This is a genomic window from Haloechinothrix aidingensis, from assembly GCF_013450155.1.
Classification (GTDB): domain Bacteria; phylum Actinomycetota; class Actinomycetes; order Mycobacteriales; family Pseudonocardiaceae; genus Haloechinothrix; species Haloechinothrix aidingensis.
In genome coordinates this window covers 438,478-454,066 of record NZ_JACCKD010000004.1, presented here as the reverse complement: position 1 = coordinate 454,066, position 15,589 = coordinate 438,478, and the positions used below count along the sequence as shown (strand labels likewise).

Here is a 15,589-nt window from a genome sequence, read left to right as displayed (position 1 = left end):
CCTCCACCTGATACATAATGATTAGAAGTATTACTAATCGAAATGTCAAGCCCGCGCCCGGTGGAGGTGATGCGTGGCAGGGCAGTGGGCCGGCAGATCAGCCGCGGGGTTTACGCCGCCCGGTCCCGCTCGGCCGGGTCGTGCCGCGGGTGGAGCTGACCGCGGGGGCGGGAGAGGCTCCTCGTGCGGGCGGCTGCTCGGCGAGCGCCTCGATATCCGCGAGCAGCGCCTTGGCGAAGTCCCGCTCGGCCTCGTAGTAACGGGTACACCAGCGCAGCACGGCTGTCGGGTAGGCCCAAGCCGGATTGGCGGCGGCGCCATCGGCATCGGTCTGCGCGAACTGGCGCATCCTCTCCGCGTAGTCCACGTGCTCCTGGAGCACTTCGCGTAGCCGCGCCGGTTCGGCGATGTGCCCGAGCCAGGCGCGCAGGATCACGCTGTGTTTGAGTACAGGGGCCTCGACAGGAGCGTGGTTGACCCACTGCGAGGCCGCGTGCAGGCCCTCCTGGGTGATGGCGTACATCCGCTTGCCGCGAAGCCCGTCGTCACCGAGTACGGTCCGGGAGTGCGCGTAGCCCAGCCGTTCCAGTCGCTTCAGCTCGCCGTAGATCTGGCTGTAGGACGGGCTCCAGTAGAAGAACTGCAGGCTCCAGTCCGCCCACTTCTTGATGTCGTAGCCGGACAGCTCGTCGGCGTACGACAACATGCCGAGGACGGCCCAGCTGGTCGGCGGTAGGTCAGCGACGGCAGGCTGGTCCTCGTCCCGCTCCGGTTGCTCGTTCACGCGGCGGAGTATATCGCTTAGGCATATTACGCGCTATCTGCCGGACCGGCGAGCCGGATACGGCCGGAACCTGCTCTCTCATGCGGGCCGTCCCAGGGATGTGCTCGGCGCCCGTCGCCGCCGATGCGGGTGAAGGGCGCGGCTCGCCTCACGCGCCACGTGCAGGACGAGGTGGGCGTAGCGTTCTGGGTGCATCGTGCGGGCATCGCCGCACAGGGATATCGCTGCCGGTGCGCTCCGGTGCCCGGGAAGCGGAGCGGCAGCGCAGGTGACGCCTGCCAGCGCTTCCTCCCTGTCGATGGCCACCCCGTGCCGGTTGCGCACCCGGGCGAGCTCACGGTGCAGCGTGTCGATGTCGCTCACCGTGTTCGGGGTCGGCGTGGCCATACGGGATCGGAAGTTGGCCTCGACGATCTTCGGGTCGAGGCCGGCGAGCATGGCCTTGCCGAGGGCGGTGGCGTGGGCGGGCATCCGGCCGCCCATTCGCGTGGGCAGGTCGGCCGCGAAGCGCCCACCGGCCCTGTCGAGGTAGACGACCTCCCGCTGGTCGAGGACGGCGAGGTGTGCGACCAGTCCGGTTTGCCCGCACAGCTCGTGCAACAGCGGGTCGACCACCTCGCGGACCTGGCTGTGCTCCGCGGCGAGGCCGCCCAGCTCGAGCGGGCGGATGCCGAGGCAGTACCCGTCCTGGCAGTGCGCGAGCCAGCGTAGCCGCACCATCTGGTCGAGGATGCGGTGCACGGTCGAGCGCGGAAGCCCCGTGCGCTCGGAGAGTCCGACGAGGGAGAGCGAAGGCGTGGAGTCGTCGAACGCGTCCAGCACGAGTGTCATGCGTTCGATCATCGATGTCGGTATGGGTGCTGTGCGAGCCGCGGCCGGGGCCGGGTTGGTTGTCGCTGTCACTGCTCCTCCCTGTCTCGCTCTCCGGGAGAGCGTCACCTGCCCCTCTGTACTGTCAGGTTAAGATTAGAAGTATTACTAGTAGTAATGTCAAGCATCGAACGGCATCGAATGACGTGGCGGTATGCGCGTCGCTGCGACTCCGTGCTTCGGCGCCGATCCCTTGACAGTGGCGCCGCGAGTATTTCTAATAGATATACCTTACAGGGATATACCTAAACGAAACGTCGGTGTGGAGGGCAGGACATGACGATCGCGACCACGTCGACGCCGGACGCGGCCGACGATGAACATCTCCGTGCTGTTCTGGGTCGGTTCTGCACGGGCGTCACGGTCATCACGGCGCTGCGGCAGGGAGAGCCGGTCGGCTTCACGTGCCAGTCGTTCTCCGCCCTGTCGCTGGAGCCCCCGTACGTCTGCTTCTGCCCGAGCAGGACGTCGACGACGTGGCCGCGGATCCGTCGGGCAGGCAGCCTGTGCGTGAACATCCTCGCCGCCGACCAGGAAGAGATGGGACGCCGGTTCGCCGTCAGCGGTGCCGACAAGTTCACCGGATCCGGCTGGGGGAGCTCGCCCAACGGCTCGCCGCTGCTGGACGGGGCGCTCGCGTGGATCGACGGTTCGGTCGAGCGCGAGGTCGACGGGGGTGACCACACGATCGTGATCGCCCGTATCACCGGTTCCGAGATCCGCAGGGACGCCTCGCCGTTGCTGTTCTACGGCTCGTCGTTCGGCCGGATGGCGGTTCCGGCCGGGTGACCCTCCCCGGCGTGCCGCTCGCCAGGGAATCCCGCTCACCGCACAAGCCGCAGGAACACACCCCGGGAGGACGACGATGAGTCAGGTCAGCACCGCGAACAACGGGTCAACCTCGGACGAGGGGCCCCGGGTCATCGATGCGGGCGCACCGCCGACGCGGTTCGCCCGCGGGTGGCATTGTCTCGGCCTCGCCGAGGAGTTCACCGACGGCCGTCCGCACGAGATCGACGCATTCGGCACCCGGCTCGTCGTCTTCCAGGGTCAGGACGGCAGGATCAACGTCCTCAACGGGTACTGCCCGCACATGGGCGGCAACCTGGCCGACGGGGAGGTGAAGGGCAACGAGATCGCCTGCCCGTTCCACGACTGGCGGTGGGGCGGTGACGGTAGGTGCAAGTCCATCCCGTACGCCCGCCGCGTCCCACTGCGTGCCCGTACCCAGGCTTGGCCCACGCTCGAGGAGAACAAGCAGCTGTTCGTGTGGAACGACCCCGAGGGCAACCCGCCGCCGGAGCACGTGACGATCCCGCGCATCGAGGGCGCGTTCAGCGAGGAGTGGAGCGACTGGACGTGGAACCGGCTCACCATCGAGGGAGCCAACTGCCGGGAGGTCATCGACAACGTCGTGGACATGGCGCACTTCTTCTACGTCCACTACGCCTTCCCCCAGTACTTCAAGAACATCTTCGAGGGGCATGTCGCCACGCAGTACATGCACTCGGAAAGCCGTGACGACGCCGACACCGGGACCAGCTACTCGGGCGGGAAGAACTACCTGCGCTCCGAAGCCTCCTACTACGGGCCGTCCTACATGATCGACTACCTGTGGAACGAGGTCGAGGGCAGGACCATCGAGACGGTGTTGATCAACTGCCATTACCCGGTCAGCTACGACAGCTTCGTCCTGCAGTGGGGGGCGATCGTCAAGAAGCAACCCGGCCTGTCCGATGAGGAGGCCAACGCGATGGCCGCCCGGTTCGCCGAGGGTGCAGGTAAGGGTTTCGAGCAGGATGTGGCGATCTGGCGACGCAAGTCCCGGATCGACAACCCGTTGCTGTCCGAGGAGGACGGCCCGGTGTATCAGCTTCGTCGCTGGTACGAGCAGTTCTACGTGGACGCCGGGGATGTCACGGACGATATGACTCGGCGGTTCGAGTTCGAGGTCGATACCACACGCGCGAACGAGGCATGGCGCGCCGAGGTCGCTGAGAACGTGGCGCACGGGCGAGTGCTGGCCCGTTCCTGACCGCGTTGCTGCGGTGGATGACATCTGTGCACCCGACGACACAGGAAGGACAGCTCCTATGAGCGATATCAGCTCCCTCGGCTACGTACGGATCCAGGTCAGCGACCCGGATGCGTGGCGCACGTTCGCGTTCGACGTCATGGGGTTCGCGGAGGGCTCAGGACCCGACCCGGACGCCCTGTACCTCCGGATGGACGAGCGGCACGCCCGGATCGTCCTGGTTCCTGGTGATGTGGACCGGTTGCTCGGCGTCGGGTGGCAGGCGCGCGACCAGCGGGCGCTGGCGCGTGTGGTGGACACGGTGGAGGCGGCGGGAACTCCGGTCGAGCGGCTGCCGGTGACCGACGCCGACGAGCGCCGCGTCGAGGAGGCCATCCGCTTCACCGACCCGTGTGGCACCCCGGTCGAGGTATTCCACGGACCGGTACTGGATCACAGCCCGGTCGTGACGCCGCACAACAGCCGGTTCGTCACCGACGGTCTCGGCTTGGGGCACGCGGTGCTTCCGGTGACCGATATGGATGCGGCATACCGCTTCTACACCGAGGTCCTGGGGTTCTTGCCGCGCGGCGCGTTCCGGCTTCCCACACCGCCGGAGTACGGACCGATGCGGGTGCGGTTCATGGGCGTCAATCCCCGCCATCACAGCCTGGCGTTGATCCCGGCCGGGGCGGTCGGCGATCCGGGCCTGATTCACATCATGGTGGAGGTGGCCGGGCTCGACGACGTCGGGCGCGCACTGGACCGCGTCATGGCGGCGGGCCACCCGCTGTCGGCGACCCTCGGCAGGCACACCAACGACAAGATGGTGTCCTTCTACGTGCGCACCCCCGGCGGCTGGGATCTCGAGTACGGCACGGACGGTCTGCTCGTCGACGAGCGGTACTACACCGCGGAGGAGATCACCGCGGACAGCTACTGGGGCCACGACTGGTCCGGCGCCAGCGGCGCGTGAATGTCCGCGATGCTGGACGAGGTGCAGCGCGCGTGTGCGGCCGACTTCCTGTGGTGTGCCGAACGCGACCGTGCGCCGATCGAACCGTTGCGCCTGTTGTTCCCGGGGATCGACGCCAGTGATGCCTACGCGATTCAGCTGGTCAACATCCGGCGGAGACTGGCGGCGGGCCGGCGTGTGGTGGGACACAAGGTGGGCCTGTCGTCGGCGGCGATGCAGCGGATGATGGGGGTCGACGAGCCGGACTACGGGCACCTGCTCGACGACATGGAGCTCGGTGAGGGTGCCCCGGTCCCGCTCGGGCCGTACTGCTACCCGCGCATCGAGGTGGAGGTCGGGTTCGTCCTGGCCGAGGCACTGCCGGGTGAGGGCTGCACCGAGCGGGATGTGCTCGCCGCGACGGAGGCGGTCGTGCCCGGCATCGAGCTGATCGACAGCCGCATCCGCGACTGGGAGATCGGAATCGCCGACACGATCGCGGACAACGCGTCCTCGGCTGGGTTCGTGCTCGGCGCGCGGCGCATGTCCCCGCACGAGCTGGACCTGACCCGAATCGACGCTGCGCTGTACCGGGGCGACGGCAGCGAGGTGACCCGCGGACGATCGGATGCCGTGCTCGGCAACCCGGCGGCCGCGGTGGCCTGGCTGGCACGAACCGTCGCGGCGTTCGGGGTGCGGCTCGAGGCCGGCCACATCGTGCTGCCTGGCTCGTGCACCAGGGCCGTGGACGTGAGCGCGGGCGACACGCTCTCCGCCGAGTTCACCGGGCTCGGCACGGTACGGATGTCGTTCGTGTGACCCGGTGAACTCGGCGGTAGACAGCTACCGGGTGAGCTCGCCGAGGACGTTCTCGACCTGCTTGCGCTGCTGCACCGGGGCGGTGAGGTCGCCGTCGAACGGGGTGATGGTGACGGCTCCGCCCTCGCCTGCGGTGATGTCGGAGTCGCGCGGCTGGTCCGCGTCGAGCGGTGCCGCGCCGATGGTGGCCGTGCCGTCCTCAAGCGTGTAGCCGAACTCGGCAGCTCCGATGCCGGGGAGGAGCGCCCCCTTGCCCTGCGTGGTGACCTCTGTTTCGCCTGCGTCGCGGGCGTGGCCGACGGGGAAGTTGACGTTCAGCGCAAGGGGTTCGGTCAGGACCGGGTTGTTCCCCCGATGCTCGAACAGCTCCTCGACCAGCTCGACACCGTACCGGCCGATCAGCGCGAAGTGCTCCTCGACGTCGTCGGCTGGCGGCCACGAGCTGAGCGCGACTGCCGGGACGGCGTCCCCGCCGAGCAGCTCGGAGATCGCCGAGGTTGTGGCACCGACCGTGCCGGAGACCAGAGCGGTCTCGCCCGCGTTCGAGGCGCCGTCGTTGATGCCGGACACAACGAGGTCCACCGGCTCGTCGACGATCGCGTCCAGCCCGACGGCGACGGACGTGGCCGGGGTGGCGTCCACAGCCCAGGTGTCGTCGGCGATCCGCTCGACGTCGAACGGTTCGGTGGTGATGCCCCCGCCCGACCCGCTGCGATCGGAGCTGGGGGCGACCACGGTGACCCGGTGGCCCGCGTCCTCGAGCGCGTCCTGCATGCTCTCGATGCCCAGCGAGCCGACACCGTCGTCGTTGCTGAGCAGGATGTGTAGTGGCTCGCCACCGCCGCTCTGGGCGGCGAGGACGCTGCCCCCGCCTGCCGTTGCCAGTACCAGCACCGTGGTAGCGGCGGCGGAAGCCACCGTCGTGATGCGACGGCGCTTCCGTCGCGTGCCTGTCGGGTGTGACATCACAACCTCCTTGTCGGTTCTCCTGCGACATGCTCGGGCCGAGTCACGGCTCGAGTGGCTCGTACAGCACCACGGACCACCCGGTCGCACCGTCGACCGTGACGGTGGCGCTGCGTTCGTGCGGGCCACGCCCCGTATCGCCGACGCGATACCCGTCCGCGCGGAGCCTGGCTACGGTGGCGTCGAGCCGGGAGACCTTGACCGCGAGTGCCGGGCCGTCCTCGGCGGCGCCACCCGCCGCGAGGGCGAGGCGCCCGCCGCCGAGGTCGAACTGCGCCCAGCGCTCGCCGTCGACGAACGTCGCTCGGCGGCCGAGGATCGAGGTGAGCACAGCGACGACGTGCGGCAGGTCGGAGACAGGCAGGATGGGGTTCATCCGGGACGCGTTCACGGGCCGGCCTCCCCATCGGGGTGCTCCGGGGAGGTGCCCAGCGCGGCTGCCAACGCGCGGTACGCCGCCGAGCCTGCGGCCACCGCGTCCGGTAGGTGCTCGGCCATGCTGACGAAACCGTGGAACATCCCGTCGTACCGCCGAACATCGGTAGGTGTTCCCGCAGCTGCCAGCCGCCGCCCGTACTCCTCAGCCTCGTCGCGCAGCGGGTCGAGCTCGGCGGTGATGATGTGCGCCGGGGGTAGACCGGACAGGTCGGCGGCGCGCAGTGGCGATGCGTAGGGGTGCGCCCCGTCACCGGAATCGCCGAGGTACTGCTGCCAGTACCACCGCAGGTGATCGGCTGTGACGAAGTACCCGTGCGCGTTGTCTCGGTAGGAAGCGGTGTCCTGCGCGTGATCCAGCATGGGATAGATCAGCAGCTGGAAGGCGATGTCGGGGCCGCCGCGGTCGCGAGCCATCAACGCCGTCACGGCGGCGAGGTTGCCCCCGGAACTGTCCCCGGCGACGGCGATGCGATCCGGGTCGGCACCCAGCGCGGTCGGATGGTCGGCAACCCACCTGGTGACCGTGTAGGCGTCGACAGCAGCGGCGGGGAAGGGATGCTCGGGTGCCCGGCGGTAGTCCACCGAGACCACGACGGCGCCGGTGGCATTGGTCATGGCACGGCACAGCCGGTCGTGGGTGTCCACGTCGCAGAGGACCCATCCGCCGCCGTGGCAGAACACCACGACCCCCGGCCGGTCGATGTGCTTCCCCGGCCAGTACACCCGCGCCCGCACGTCCCCGCATCCCTCGGAGCCGGGAACGGTACGTTCGGCCACCCACCCGACCGGGATCGGCTCGACGTCGGGCTGCGGTCGTCGCGCGAGGATCCGGCGGGCATGGTCCGCGTCGACGACCTCGGTTCCCAGCGCGGGGAACTCCTTCGCGGCGATATCCACGATCGCCCGCGCCTCTGGCTTCAACGGCATCGTGCTTCCTTCGTGCTGCGTCGAGCGGGCCCGGCCGGCCCGCAGGGTGTAGTTGCCTGCCCGCTCAGCCGTCCTGCCGGAAGTGCGGGATCACCTTCTCGCCCCAGTGCCGGATGGTCTCCAGGCATGCCTCCTGTGGCACGGTGCCCATCTGGATCAGGCACATGATCTCGTCGGCTCCGGCTTCCTTGAGGCGCTCCACGTACGCGATGGCGTCATCGGCGGAACCGTAGGCGTGCTCGACGTTGAAAACCCCCGTCGTGGCCGCGTTGACCGGGATCTTGGTCTCGTGCAGGTAGGCCTCGTGTTCCTCGGCGGCCTGCTTGATCGCCGCCACCTCGTCGACCTCCGGGTCGACGGCCTCGTCGGGTACCGGCCCGGCGCCGTACCAGTGCTTGATGGACTGCGCGAAGAACCGCTGCCCGCGTGCCCCGATCTGCGCGGCCCTGTCGCGGTCGTCGAGCACGATCGTGGGGCACAGCGCGGTGAAGTGGTCGTTGACGACCGTGGAGACCAGCTTCTCGCCGGTACGCTCACTGATGCACTGGTCGTAGTAGTGGCGTAGCTCGGCGATCTCGTCCACACCGGCGAAGCCGAGAACCAGGGCGCCGACACCGTAGTCGGCGGCCAGCTTCAGGGTGTCCTTCTTTGTGCAGGCCATGTACAGCGGCGGATGCGGACGCTGCACCGGCCGCGGCAGGATCGGGTGCGGGTCGATGGCGAGCAGCTCGCCCTGCCACGACAGCTCACCCTCCGGGTCCTGCCAGGCCTGTCCGAAGATCCGCAGTGCCTCGTCCATCTCCTCGTAAGTGCGGTCCCGGTCCACCCCGCACAACGAGGTCTCCTGCGGGGTGGCACCCCGCCCCGCACCGACATCCATCCGGCCCCCGGAGAGCACATCGAGCATCGCGGCACGCTCGGCCACCCGGACCGGGTGGTTGAAGTTGAACGGCATGCAGACCACACCGTGACCGATGCGGATGCGTTCGGTACGCGCCGCCACCCAGGCCAGGAACGTCTCCGGGGCGCTCATATGCGCGTACCACCGCAAGGCGTGATGCTCTACGGCCCAGACCCGGTCGAAACCGACCTGATCGGCGAGCACGGCCTGCTCGACGCAGTCGTGCAGGACCTGGCGCTCGTGCTCGGCCGAGGGGTCGGCCATCTGGGCCTCAAAGATCATCGAGAACTTCATGCTTGCTACCTCCAGACGGAACATACCTAGTAGAAGTATTTCGATCCGATATGTCAACTGGCGAGTAACGAGATCGTTCGGCGCGTGCCCGTGTGCAGCGGGCGGGCGTGGCGGCAATCCCGGTGAGCGGGACTGCGGTGTACCTGCCCGGCACATTCGCGACGTAGCGTTCGGGACAGCCCCGCGGTCGGGTCGGCGCGCGGCGAGTACACGACGTGGCGAGAGGACAACGTGATGGGACTTCTTGACGGCAGGGTCGTACTGGTGACCGGGGGTGCTCGGGGCATGGGTGCGGCGAGCGTGCGGCACTTCGTCGGCGAGGGCGCGCGAGTGGTTCTCGGTGACGTGCTCGACGAGGAGGGCAGGGCGCTGGTGAAGGACCTCGGTGCGGATGCCTGCTACGTGCACCACGACGTGACCAGTCAGGACGACTGGGCTCGCGCCGTGGCCGAGGCCACGGACCGGTTCGGCAAGCTCGACGCACTGCTCAACAACGCGGGCATCCTTGCCTTCCGCTCGGTGGAGGAGATGAGTCTCGAGGAGTTCACCCGGATCATGCAGGTGAATGTCGCCGGGTCCTGGCTGGGGATGAAGTCGGTGATCGGGCCGATGCGGGACGCAGGTGGAGGGTCTATTGTGAACGTCTCCTCGGTCGAAGGGTTCATCAGTGCCGCTGGTATGTCGGCCTACAGTGCCAGCAAGTTCGCCGTTCGCGGGATGACCAGATCGGCCGCGCGTGAGCTCGGCGGCTCGGGAATCCGCGTCAATTCGATACACCCCGGAGCGATCGCCACCCCGATGACCGAGGGAGCGGACGCGGAAGCCTTCTTCAGCAGCATCCCGATCTCTCGATGGGGCGATCCCGGCGAGGTCGCTCGGATGTCGGCGTTCCTGCTCTCCGATGCAGCGAGTTACTCGACGGGAAGCGAGTTCGTCGTCGACGGCGGGCTGCTGAGCGGCGCCGGGTACTGAGACAAGGAGATGCCGATGACGCGGGAGTCCTCAGTGGACTACCAGTATGATGTTGTCGTCGCGGGATCGGGTGCGGCCGGTATGACCGCGGCCCTGACGGCACGCTACAAGGGCCTGTCCGTGCTGCTGATCGAGAAGAGCCGGTTCTTCGGCGGCTCGACAGCCCGGTCGGGCGGGGGCATATGGATCCCGAACAACCATGTCCTCCGGCGCGAGGGTGTGCCCGACGATCCGGAGCTGGCCCGGACCTACATCAAGGCCGTGGTGGGCGAGCGGGTGCCGGACGATCGCCTGAACGCCTACCTTGACCACGGAGCGGAGATGCTGTCGTTCCTCACCGAGCGAAGCCCCTACATGCGGTTCCTGTACGACCGCGGGTACGCGGACTACTACCCGGAGCTTCCCGGCGGGCTGGCGCAAGGACGCACGATCGAGCCGGAACCCATCGACGGCAACCTGCTCGGCCGTGACCTGCGCCTGCTCAACTCGTCCTCGCAGTCGCTACCGAAAGGTGTGGCGTTCACCGCGACGCAGTTCCACGACCTCAACATGGTCACCCGCACACGTGCGGGTAAGCGTACGGCGCTGGCGGTGCTGGGAAACGCCGTCCGCAACATCGCCACCAAGCGGGCTCCGCTCGCCATGGGCAAGGCGCTGGTCGCGCGGCTGTGGCTGGCGATGCGGGATGCCGGCGTGGATGTCTGGCTGCGAGCTCCGCTTGCCGAGCTGACCACCGATGGTGCCGCCGTGACGGGTGTGCGCGCCGAGCGGGACGGGCAGCGGGTGACGGTCCGCGCGGACCGGGGAGTGGTGCTGGCAGCGGGCGGCTTCGAGCACAACCTGGATATGCGCCGGGAACACCTCAGCGGCCCGGTCAGTACGGACTGGACGGTGGGAAGCCCCGGGAACACCGGGGACGCCATCCAGGCGGGCAAGCGGTTGGGTGCCGCGCTGGACCTGATGGACGATGCCTGGTGGGGACCGTGCGTACGGACCCCGGACGGCCCGCCGTTCTTCTGCGTCGCCGAGCGCTCGCAGCCGGGCTCGCTGATGGTCAACGACGCCGGACGGCGCTTTACCAACGAGGCGGCCTGCTACGTCGACGTCGTACACGAGATGTACCGCAGGCACGGGGAAGGCGTCGGGCACATCCCCGCACACTTCATCATGGACCAGCGGTTCCGGAACAGGTACCTGTTCCTCGGGTTGTTCCCCCGGCAGGAGATCCCTGCGAAGTACTACGAGGCCGGCATCGTCACCCGCGCCGACTCGCTGACCGAGCTCGCCGAGCGCATCGGCGTGCCTGCGGAGACGTTCACCGCGTCGGTGGAACGTTTCAACCGCTTCGCCCACCAGGGCAAGGACGAGGACTTCGGCCGCGGCGAGTCGGCATACGACCGCTACTACGGGGACCCCACCATCTCGCCCAACCCGTGCCTGGCGCCGGTGGACCAGCCGCCGTTCTACGCGGTGGAGATGGTCCCCGGGGACCTGGGCACCAAGGGCGGGCTGGTCACCGACGAGCTCGCCCGCGTGCTGGACGGCGACGGGACGCCGATCGGCGGGCTGTACAGCGCGGGCAACAACTCCGCATCGGTGATGGGCAACAGCTACGCCGGGGCCGGTGCCACGATCGGCCCTGCGATGGTGTTCGGGTACATCGCGGCGCGCCACCTCGCCGGGGGCACGCGAGAGTCGCACGGGCCGACGGAAAGCGGATAGGAGCGTAGGCCATGGGAAGGGTCAGCGGTAAGACGGTGATCGTCACAGGGGGCGCGCGGGGGCTCGGCGCGGCGTTCGCCCGTGCGCTCGTCGCGGAGGGAGCGTCCGTGGTCATCGCCGACGTCCTCGCCGAAGAGGGCAAGGCCCTTGCCGGTGAGCTCGGCGGGCGGGCGGACTTCGCGGAGCTCGACGTGACCGACCACGACGCGTGGGAACGTGTCGTCGCCGAGGTCACCGACCGGAACGGGCCGGTAAGCGGGCTGGTCAACAATGCGGGGATCGTGCACGTCGGCTCGATCGAGTCGTTGGACGAGGCCGACTACCGGCGGGTCATCGATGTGAACCAGATCGGCGTGTTCCTCGGTATGAAGGCGGTGCTGCCCTCGATGCGCCGAGCGGGAGGCGGTTCGATCGTGAACATCTCGTCGATCGGCGGAATCATCGCCTTCTCCGGGATCGTCAGCTACACCGCCTCGAAATGGGCGGTGCGCGGCATGACGAAGACCGCAGCCCAGGAGTTCGGCGCGGACGGGGTCCGTGTCAACTCGGTGCACCCGGGCGTCGTCGCGACCGAGATGACCGCGGACTCCGACCGTTCGCAGGGCATGGTGACCGACCAGCCCCTCGCGCGCCGAGGCACAGCGGAGGAGCTGGCCAACCTCGTGCTGTTCCTGATCTCCGACGAGTCGAGCTTCTGCACCGGCTCCGAGTTCGTCGCCGACGGTGGCTATACCAGCCAGTAAGACTCAACACAGGATCGGCAGGAGTGACGACCGATGAAGAACTTCGACGACAAGGTCGCCGTCATCACCGGTGCGGGTGCGGGAATCGGGAGGTCGTTGGCTGTCGCGCTCGCCAACGAGGGCGCCCGGCTCGCACTGTCCGGCAGGCGCGAGTCCACGGTTGCCGAGACCGCGGAGCTCTGCGAACGTGCCGGTGCCAAGGCACGCGCCTACCGGCTCGACGTCACCGACCGACAGGCTGTCTACGACCACGCTGAGGAGGTGCTGGCTGACTTCGGCCGGGTCAACCTCGTGGTCAACAACGCCGGGGTGTCGATGACCTCCGGTGTCGACGAGACGACGTGGGACGACCTCGAGTGGATCATGGGTATCAACTTCTGGGGCGTCGTGCACGGCACCAAGGCGTTCCTGCCGCACGTGATCGCCTCGGGTGACGGCTACATCGCCAACGTGTCCAGTATGTTCGGCCTGGCCGCGTGCCCCACGCAGAGCGCCTACAACGCCTCGAAGTTCGCGGTGAAGGGCTTCACCGACGCGCTGCGTCAGGAGATGCGCATGGAGGGCCGTCCCGTCGGGGTGAGCTGTGTCCACCCCGGAATGATCAAGACCGGGATCGCTCGCAAGGCGCGCGCCGGCGCGAGCCGCGACGTCGACGAGCTGGCGGACAACTTCGAGCGCCTGGCCAGGACCTCGGCCGACAGGGCCGCCAAGCACATCCTGCGCGGGATCCGCAAGGAGAGGTCCAAGATCCTGGTCGGCCCGGACGCCTACATGATCGACCTGATGCCCAGAGTTCTCGGTTCCGGCTACCAGCGCGTCATCACCGCGTCGATGAGGCGGCAGCCGGCGTGAGCCCGGCCGAGCCGAGGGACTCCTCGGGTACCTGATATGTACCCGAGGAGTCCCTCGGCTCACCCCTTGGACCGGAGTTCGCGCTTGAGGACCTTGCCGGTGGCGTTGCGGGGCAGCGATTCGCGGAACTCCACGCTCCTGGGCACCTTGTAGCCTGCCATCCGCTCGCGTGCCCAGGAGATGATCCCGTCGGCGTCGGTCGCTTCCCCGTCCGCCGGGACGACAACGGCGTGGCCGACCTCGCCGAGGCGGTCGTCGGGTGTCCCGACGACCGCGACCTCGCGGACCGCCGGGTGCTCGGTCAGCGCGCGCTCGATCTCGGCGGGATAGGCATTGAACCCGCCGACGATGAACATGTCCTTGAGGCGGTCGGTGATGCTGAGGTACCCGTCCGGGTCCACCGTGCCGACGTCGCCGGTGTGCAGCCACCCGTCATCGTCGATCGCCGCCCGGGTGGCCTCCGGGTCGTCCAGGTAGCCGAGCATGACGTTGTCGCCGCGCGTCTGGATCTCGCCGTGCTCGCCGGGAGCTACGGCTCGGCCGTCGGAGCCGACGATACGCAGCTCGGTGCCGGGAAGCGGCGGGCCGACGGTGGTGGCTACCCGCTCGGCATCGGCGTCGGGTGGGCAGACCGACACGACTCCTGCCGACTCGGTCAACCCGTAGGCGGTGAACATGCCGCCGACACCGAGCTCCTCGCGCACTCGGCGGACGAGCTCGACCGGCACGGTCGCGCCCCCGGTCCCGGCCAGCCGCAACGGGCTCAGGTCGTGCGCGGCGAGCTGCTCGTGATCCAGGATGCTCGTGAACAGCGTCGGCGGTCCGAGCAGGACACTGATCCGTTCACTCGCGATGGTGCGCATCACCACCTCGGGGTCGAACACGGCGAGCGGGTACATCGTGACACCGCGCATCACGCAGGCCAGGATGCCCGCCTTGTACCCGAATGTGTGCGAGAACGGGTTGATCAGCAGGTAACGGTCGCCCGGCCGCAACGTGGCGACCTCGCTCCACCGCGCGTACACCTTCAGGGTCTGCCCGTGCGTGGACATCACGCCTTTCGGCAGGCCCGTGGTTCCCGATGTGAACAGCACGTCCGAGACGCTGTCCGCGGTCACCGAGCCTTGCGTGCCTGTCGCGGCGGGAGCATGTCGCTGCGCGGCGAGGAACGACTCCCAGTCGTGTTCGGACGGCTCGGTATCCCCGTCGAGTATCACGGTGTGGGCGAGGCCGCCGAGCTCGGCTCCGGTGTCACGCAGCAGCCGGATGTAGTCGGTCCCCAGGAACCCGCGCACGGTGAACAGCAGGCGGCTGCGGCTGCGCCGGAGGATGTCGGCGGTCTCGGTACCGCGGAACCGGGTGCTGATCGGCACGACCGTCACGCCCGCGCGTAGCAGGCCGAGTGCGGTGATGATCCACCGTCGCCCGTTGGGCGCCCAGATCGCTGCAGCGTCGCCGGGGCGCGTGCCGAGTCCGCGTGCCGCGCGCGCGACGCCGCGGGTCTCCTCGTCGAGCTGCGCGAAGGTCATGCTGCCGGACTCGTCGACGACCGCGGGCAGCTCCGCGTAGTGGCACGCCGCGTAGTCCAACAGCGCGGGGACCGTGCCGAGCGACTCGAGGTGACAGTCCTGCTGCTTACTCACCGACATAGTGTTCACTCCCGTGCTGCCGTCAGGGATGTGCGGACCGTTCGCCCCCGGCTCCGGTCGGGTCGTGCGCTGAGGCGTGACCGAGCTCGTCGAGCTCGGCGAGCAGGGTTTCGGTATTGTCCCGCTGGGCGGCGTAGTAGCGCTCCGCCCACCGCAACACGCTCGCCTGGTAGGCCCAGGCGGGCTCGCCCTCGGCCTGACCGTGTGCCTCGTTCGCCCATGCGCGCATGTGTTCGGCCTCGCCTGCGTGTGTGGTGAGCAACGTGCGTAGCGTGCCGGACTCCGCCAGGTGCCCGAGCCACACGCGCAGCAGCACGCTGTGCTTGAGCACCGGCGGGTGTACGGGTGCATGGGCGACCCACGTCTCCAGCGCTTCCCTGCCGTCCTCGGTGATCGTGTAGACGCGCTTGTCCCGTGAGTCGGTACCGCTGATCACGCGTGAGCTGGCGTACCCGTGTCGTTCCAGGCGCTTGAGCTGGTTGTAGATCTGGCTGAACGACGGGCTCCAGTAGAAGAAGCACAGGCCGTAGTCCGCCCACTTCTTCATGTCGTAGCCGGACAGCTCCCTGCCGAAGGACAGCAGGCCGAGCACGGCCCAGCTGGTGGCCGGCAGGTCGGGATGTGTCGGGGATCCTCGGCGTGCTGGCATGCTCCCAGCGTACTGACCGTTGGTTCCCCGCCCG

Annotated in this window: 16 protein-coding genes; 8 read left to right on the top strand and 8 right to left on the bottom strand. The window is 68.6% G+C overall.

The annotated features are described in order from the left end of the window. Positions 1 to 97: 97 nt before the first annotated feature. Positions 98 to 784, bottom strand: coding sequence for a PadR family transcriptional regulator (locus H0B56_RS13550; protein ID WP_343063886.1), 687 nt, complete (start codon positions 782 to 784; stop codon positions 98 to 100). Positions 785 to 862: 78 nt separating this feature from the next. Then, a complete protein-coding gene (locus tag H0B56_RS13545) occupies positions 863 to 1,687 on the bottom strand; it encodes an IclR family transcriptional regulator (protein WP_343063885.1) in 825 nt (274 codons plus the stop codon). Between the two features lie 243 nt (positions 1,688 to 1,930). On the opposite strand from H0B56_RS13545, the gene H0B56_RS13540 reads away from it, so the two are divergent. From H0B56_RS13540 to H0B56_RS13525, 4 genes are all read left to right on the top strand, one after another. Further along, positions 1,931 to 2,443 carry a flavin reductase family protein gene (locus tag H0B56_RS13540; protein WP_180893380.1) on the top strand — a complete coding sequence of 171 codons (513 nt, stop codon included), beginning with the start codon at positions 1,931 to 1,933 and terminating at the stop codon, positions 2,441 to 2,443. A 76-nt stretch (positions 2,444 to 2,519) separates the two neighbouring features. Next, the gene (locus tag H0B56_RS13535; RefSeq protein ID WP_180893379.1) at positions 2,520 to 3,689 is read left to right on the top strand and encodes a 3-ketosteroid-9-alpha-monooxygenase, oxygenase component; all 1,170 of its coding nucleotides are present in this window, start codon (positions 2,520 to 2,522) and stop codon (positions 3,687 to 3,689) included. Between the two features lie 58 nt (positions 3,690 to 3,747). Continuing rightward, positions 3,748 to 4,644 carry a VOC family protein gene (locus H0B56_RS13530; protein WP_180893378.1) on the top strand — a complete coding sequence of 299 codons (897 nt, stop codon included), beginning with the start codon at positions 3,748 to 3,750 and terminating at the stop codon, positions 4,642 to 4,644. Next, positions 4,645 to 5,442, top strand: coding sequence for a 2-keto-4-pentenoate hydratase (locus H0B56_RS13525; protein WP_219632704.1), 798 nt, complete (start codon positions 4,645 to 4,647; stop codon positions 5,440 to 5,442). It begins immediately after the preceding gene. A 24-nt stretch (positions 5,443 to 5,466) separates the two neighbouring features. On the opposite strand, the gene surE is transcribed toward H0B56_RS13525, so the two are convergent. The 4 genes from surE to H0B56_RS13505 form a co-directional block, all read right to left on the bottom strand. Continuing rightward, complete coding sequence (gene surE, locus H0B56_RS13520) at positions 5,467 to 6,408, bottom strand: 5'/3'-nucleotidase SurE (protein WP_180893377.1); 942 nt, start codon at positions 6,406 to 6,408, stop codon at positions 5,467 to 5,469. A 43-nt stretch (positions 6,409 to 6,451) separates the two neighbouring features. Next, on the bottom strand, positions 6,452 to 6,799 hold the full coding sequence (locus H0B56_RS13515; RefSeq protein WP_180893376.1) for a bleomycin resistance protein: 348 nt from the start codon (positions 6,797 to 6,799) through the stop codon (positions 6,452 to 6,454). After that, a complete protein-coding gene (locus H0B56_RS13510; RefSeq protein ID WP_180893375.1) occupies positions 6,796 to 7,773 on the bottom strand; it encodes an alpha/beta hydrolase in 978 nt (325 codons plus the stop codon). The genes H0B56_RS13515 and H0B56_RS13510 overlap by 4 nt, the downstream gene beginning before the upstream one ends. A 64-nt stretch (positions 7,774 to 7,837) precedes the next feature. Further along, positions 7,838 to 8,968 (bottom strand): LLM class flavin-dependent oxidoreductase, encoded by a 1,131-nt coding sequence (locus H0B56_RS13505; RefSeq protein ID WP_180893374.1) that lies wholly within the window; start codon positions 8,966 to 8,968, stop codon positions 7,838 to 7,840. 234 nt (positions 8,969 to 9,202) lie between these two features. Between H0B56_RS13505 and H0B56_RS13500 the strand changes: the two genes are divergently transcribed. From H0B56_RS13500 to H0B56_RS13485, 4 genes are read left to right on the top strand one after another with little or no spacing between them, the layout of a single operon-like run. Then, positions 9,203 to 9,940: a glucose 1-dehydrogenase gene (locus tag H0B56_RS13500; protein ID WP_180893373.1), complete on the top strand. Its 738-nt coding sequence runs from the start codon at positions 9,203 to 9,205 to the stop codon at positions 9,938 to 9,940. 15 nt (positions 9,941 to 9,955) lie between these two features. Further along, on the top strand, positions 9,956 to 11,662 hold the full coding sequence (locus H0B56_RS13495; RefSeq protein ID WP_180893372.1) for an FAD-dependent oxidoreductase: 1,707 nt from the start codon (positions 9,956 to 9,958) through the stop codon (positions 11,660 to 11,662). A gap of 11 nt (positions 11,663 to 11,673) precedes the next feature. Next, positions 11,674 to 12,405 (top strand): SDR family NAD(P)-dependent oxidoreductase, encoded by a 732-nt coding sequence (locus H0B56_RS13490; RefSeq protein WP_180893371.1) that lies wholly within the window; start codon positions 11,674 to 11,676, stop codon positions 12,403 to 12,405. Between the two features lie 33 nt (positions 12,406 to 12,438). Then, positions 12,439 to 13,257, top strand: a complete 819-nt coding sequence (locus H0B56_RS13485) for an SDR family NAD(P)-dependent oxidoreductase (protein WP_180893370.1) — start codon at positions 12,439 to 12,441, stop codon at positions 13,255 to 13,257. 59 nt (positions 13,258 to 13,316) lie between these two features. Here H0B56_RS13485 and H0B56_RS13480 read toward each other — a convergent pair whose 3' ends face one another. Together H0B56_RS13480 and H0B56_RS13475 are read right to left on the bottom strand one after the other, a co-directional pair. Next, positions 13,317 to 14,900 carry a FadD3 family acyl-CoA ligase gene (locus H0B56_RS13480; protein ID WP_343063884.1) on the bottom strand — a complete coding sequence of 528 codons (1,584 nt, stop codon included), beginning with the start codon at positions 14,898 to 14,900 and terminating at the stop codon, positions 13,317 to 13,319. A gap of 28 nt (positions 14,901 to 14,928) precedes the next feature. Continuing rightward, the gene (locus H0B56_RS13475; protein ID WP_180893368.1) at positions 14,929 to 15,555 is read right to left on the bottom strand and encodes a PadR family transcriptional regulator; all 627 of its coding nucleotides are present in this window, start codon (positions 15,553 to 15,555) and stop codon (positions 14,929 to 14,931) included. Positions 15,556 to 15,589 lie beyond the last annotated feature (34 nt).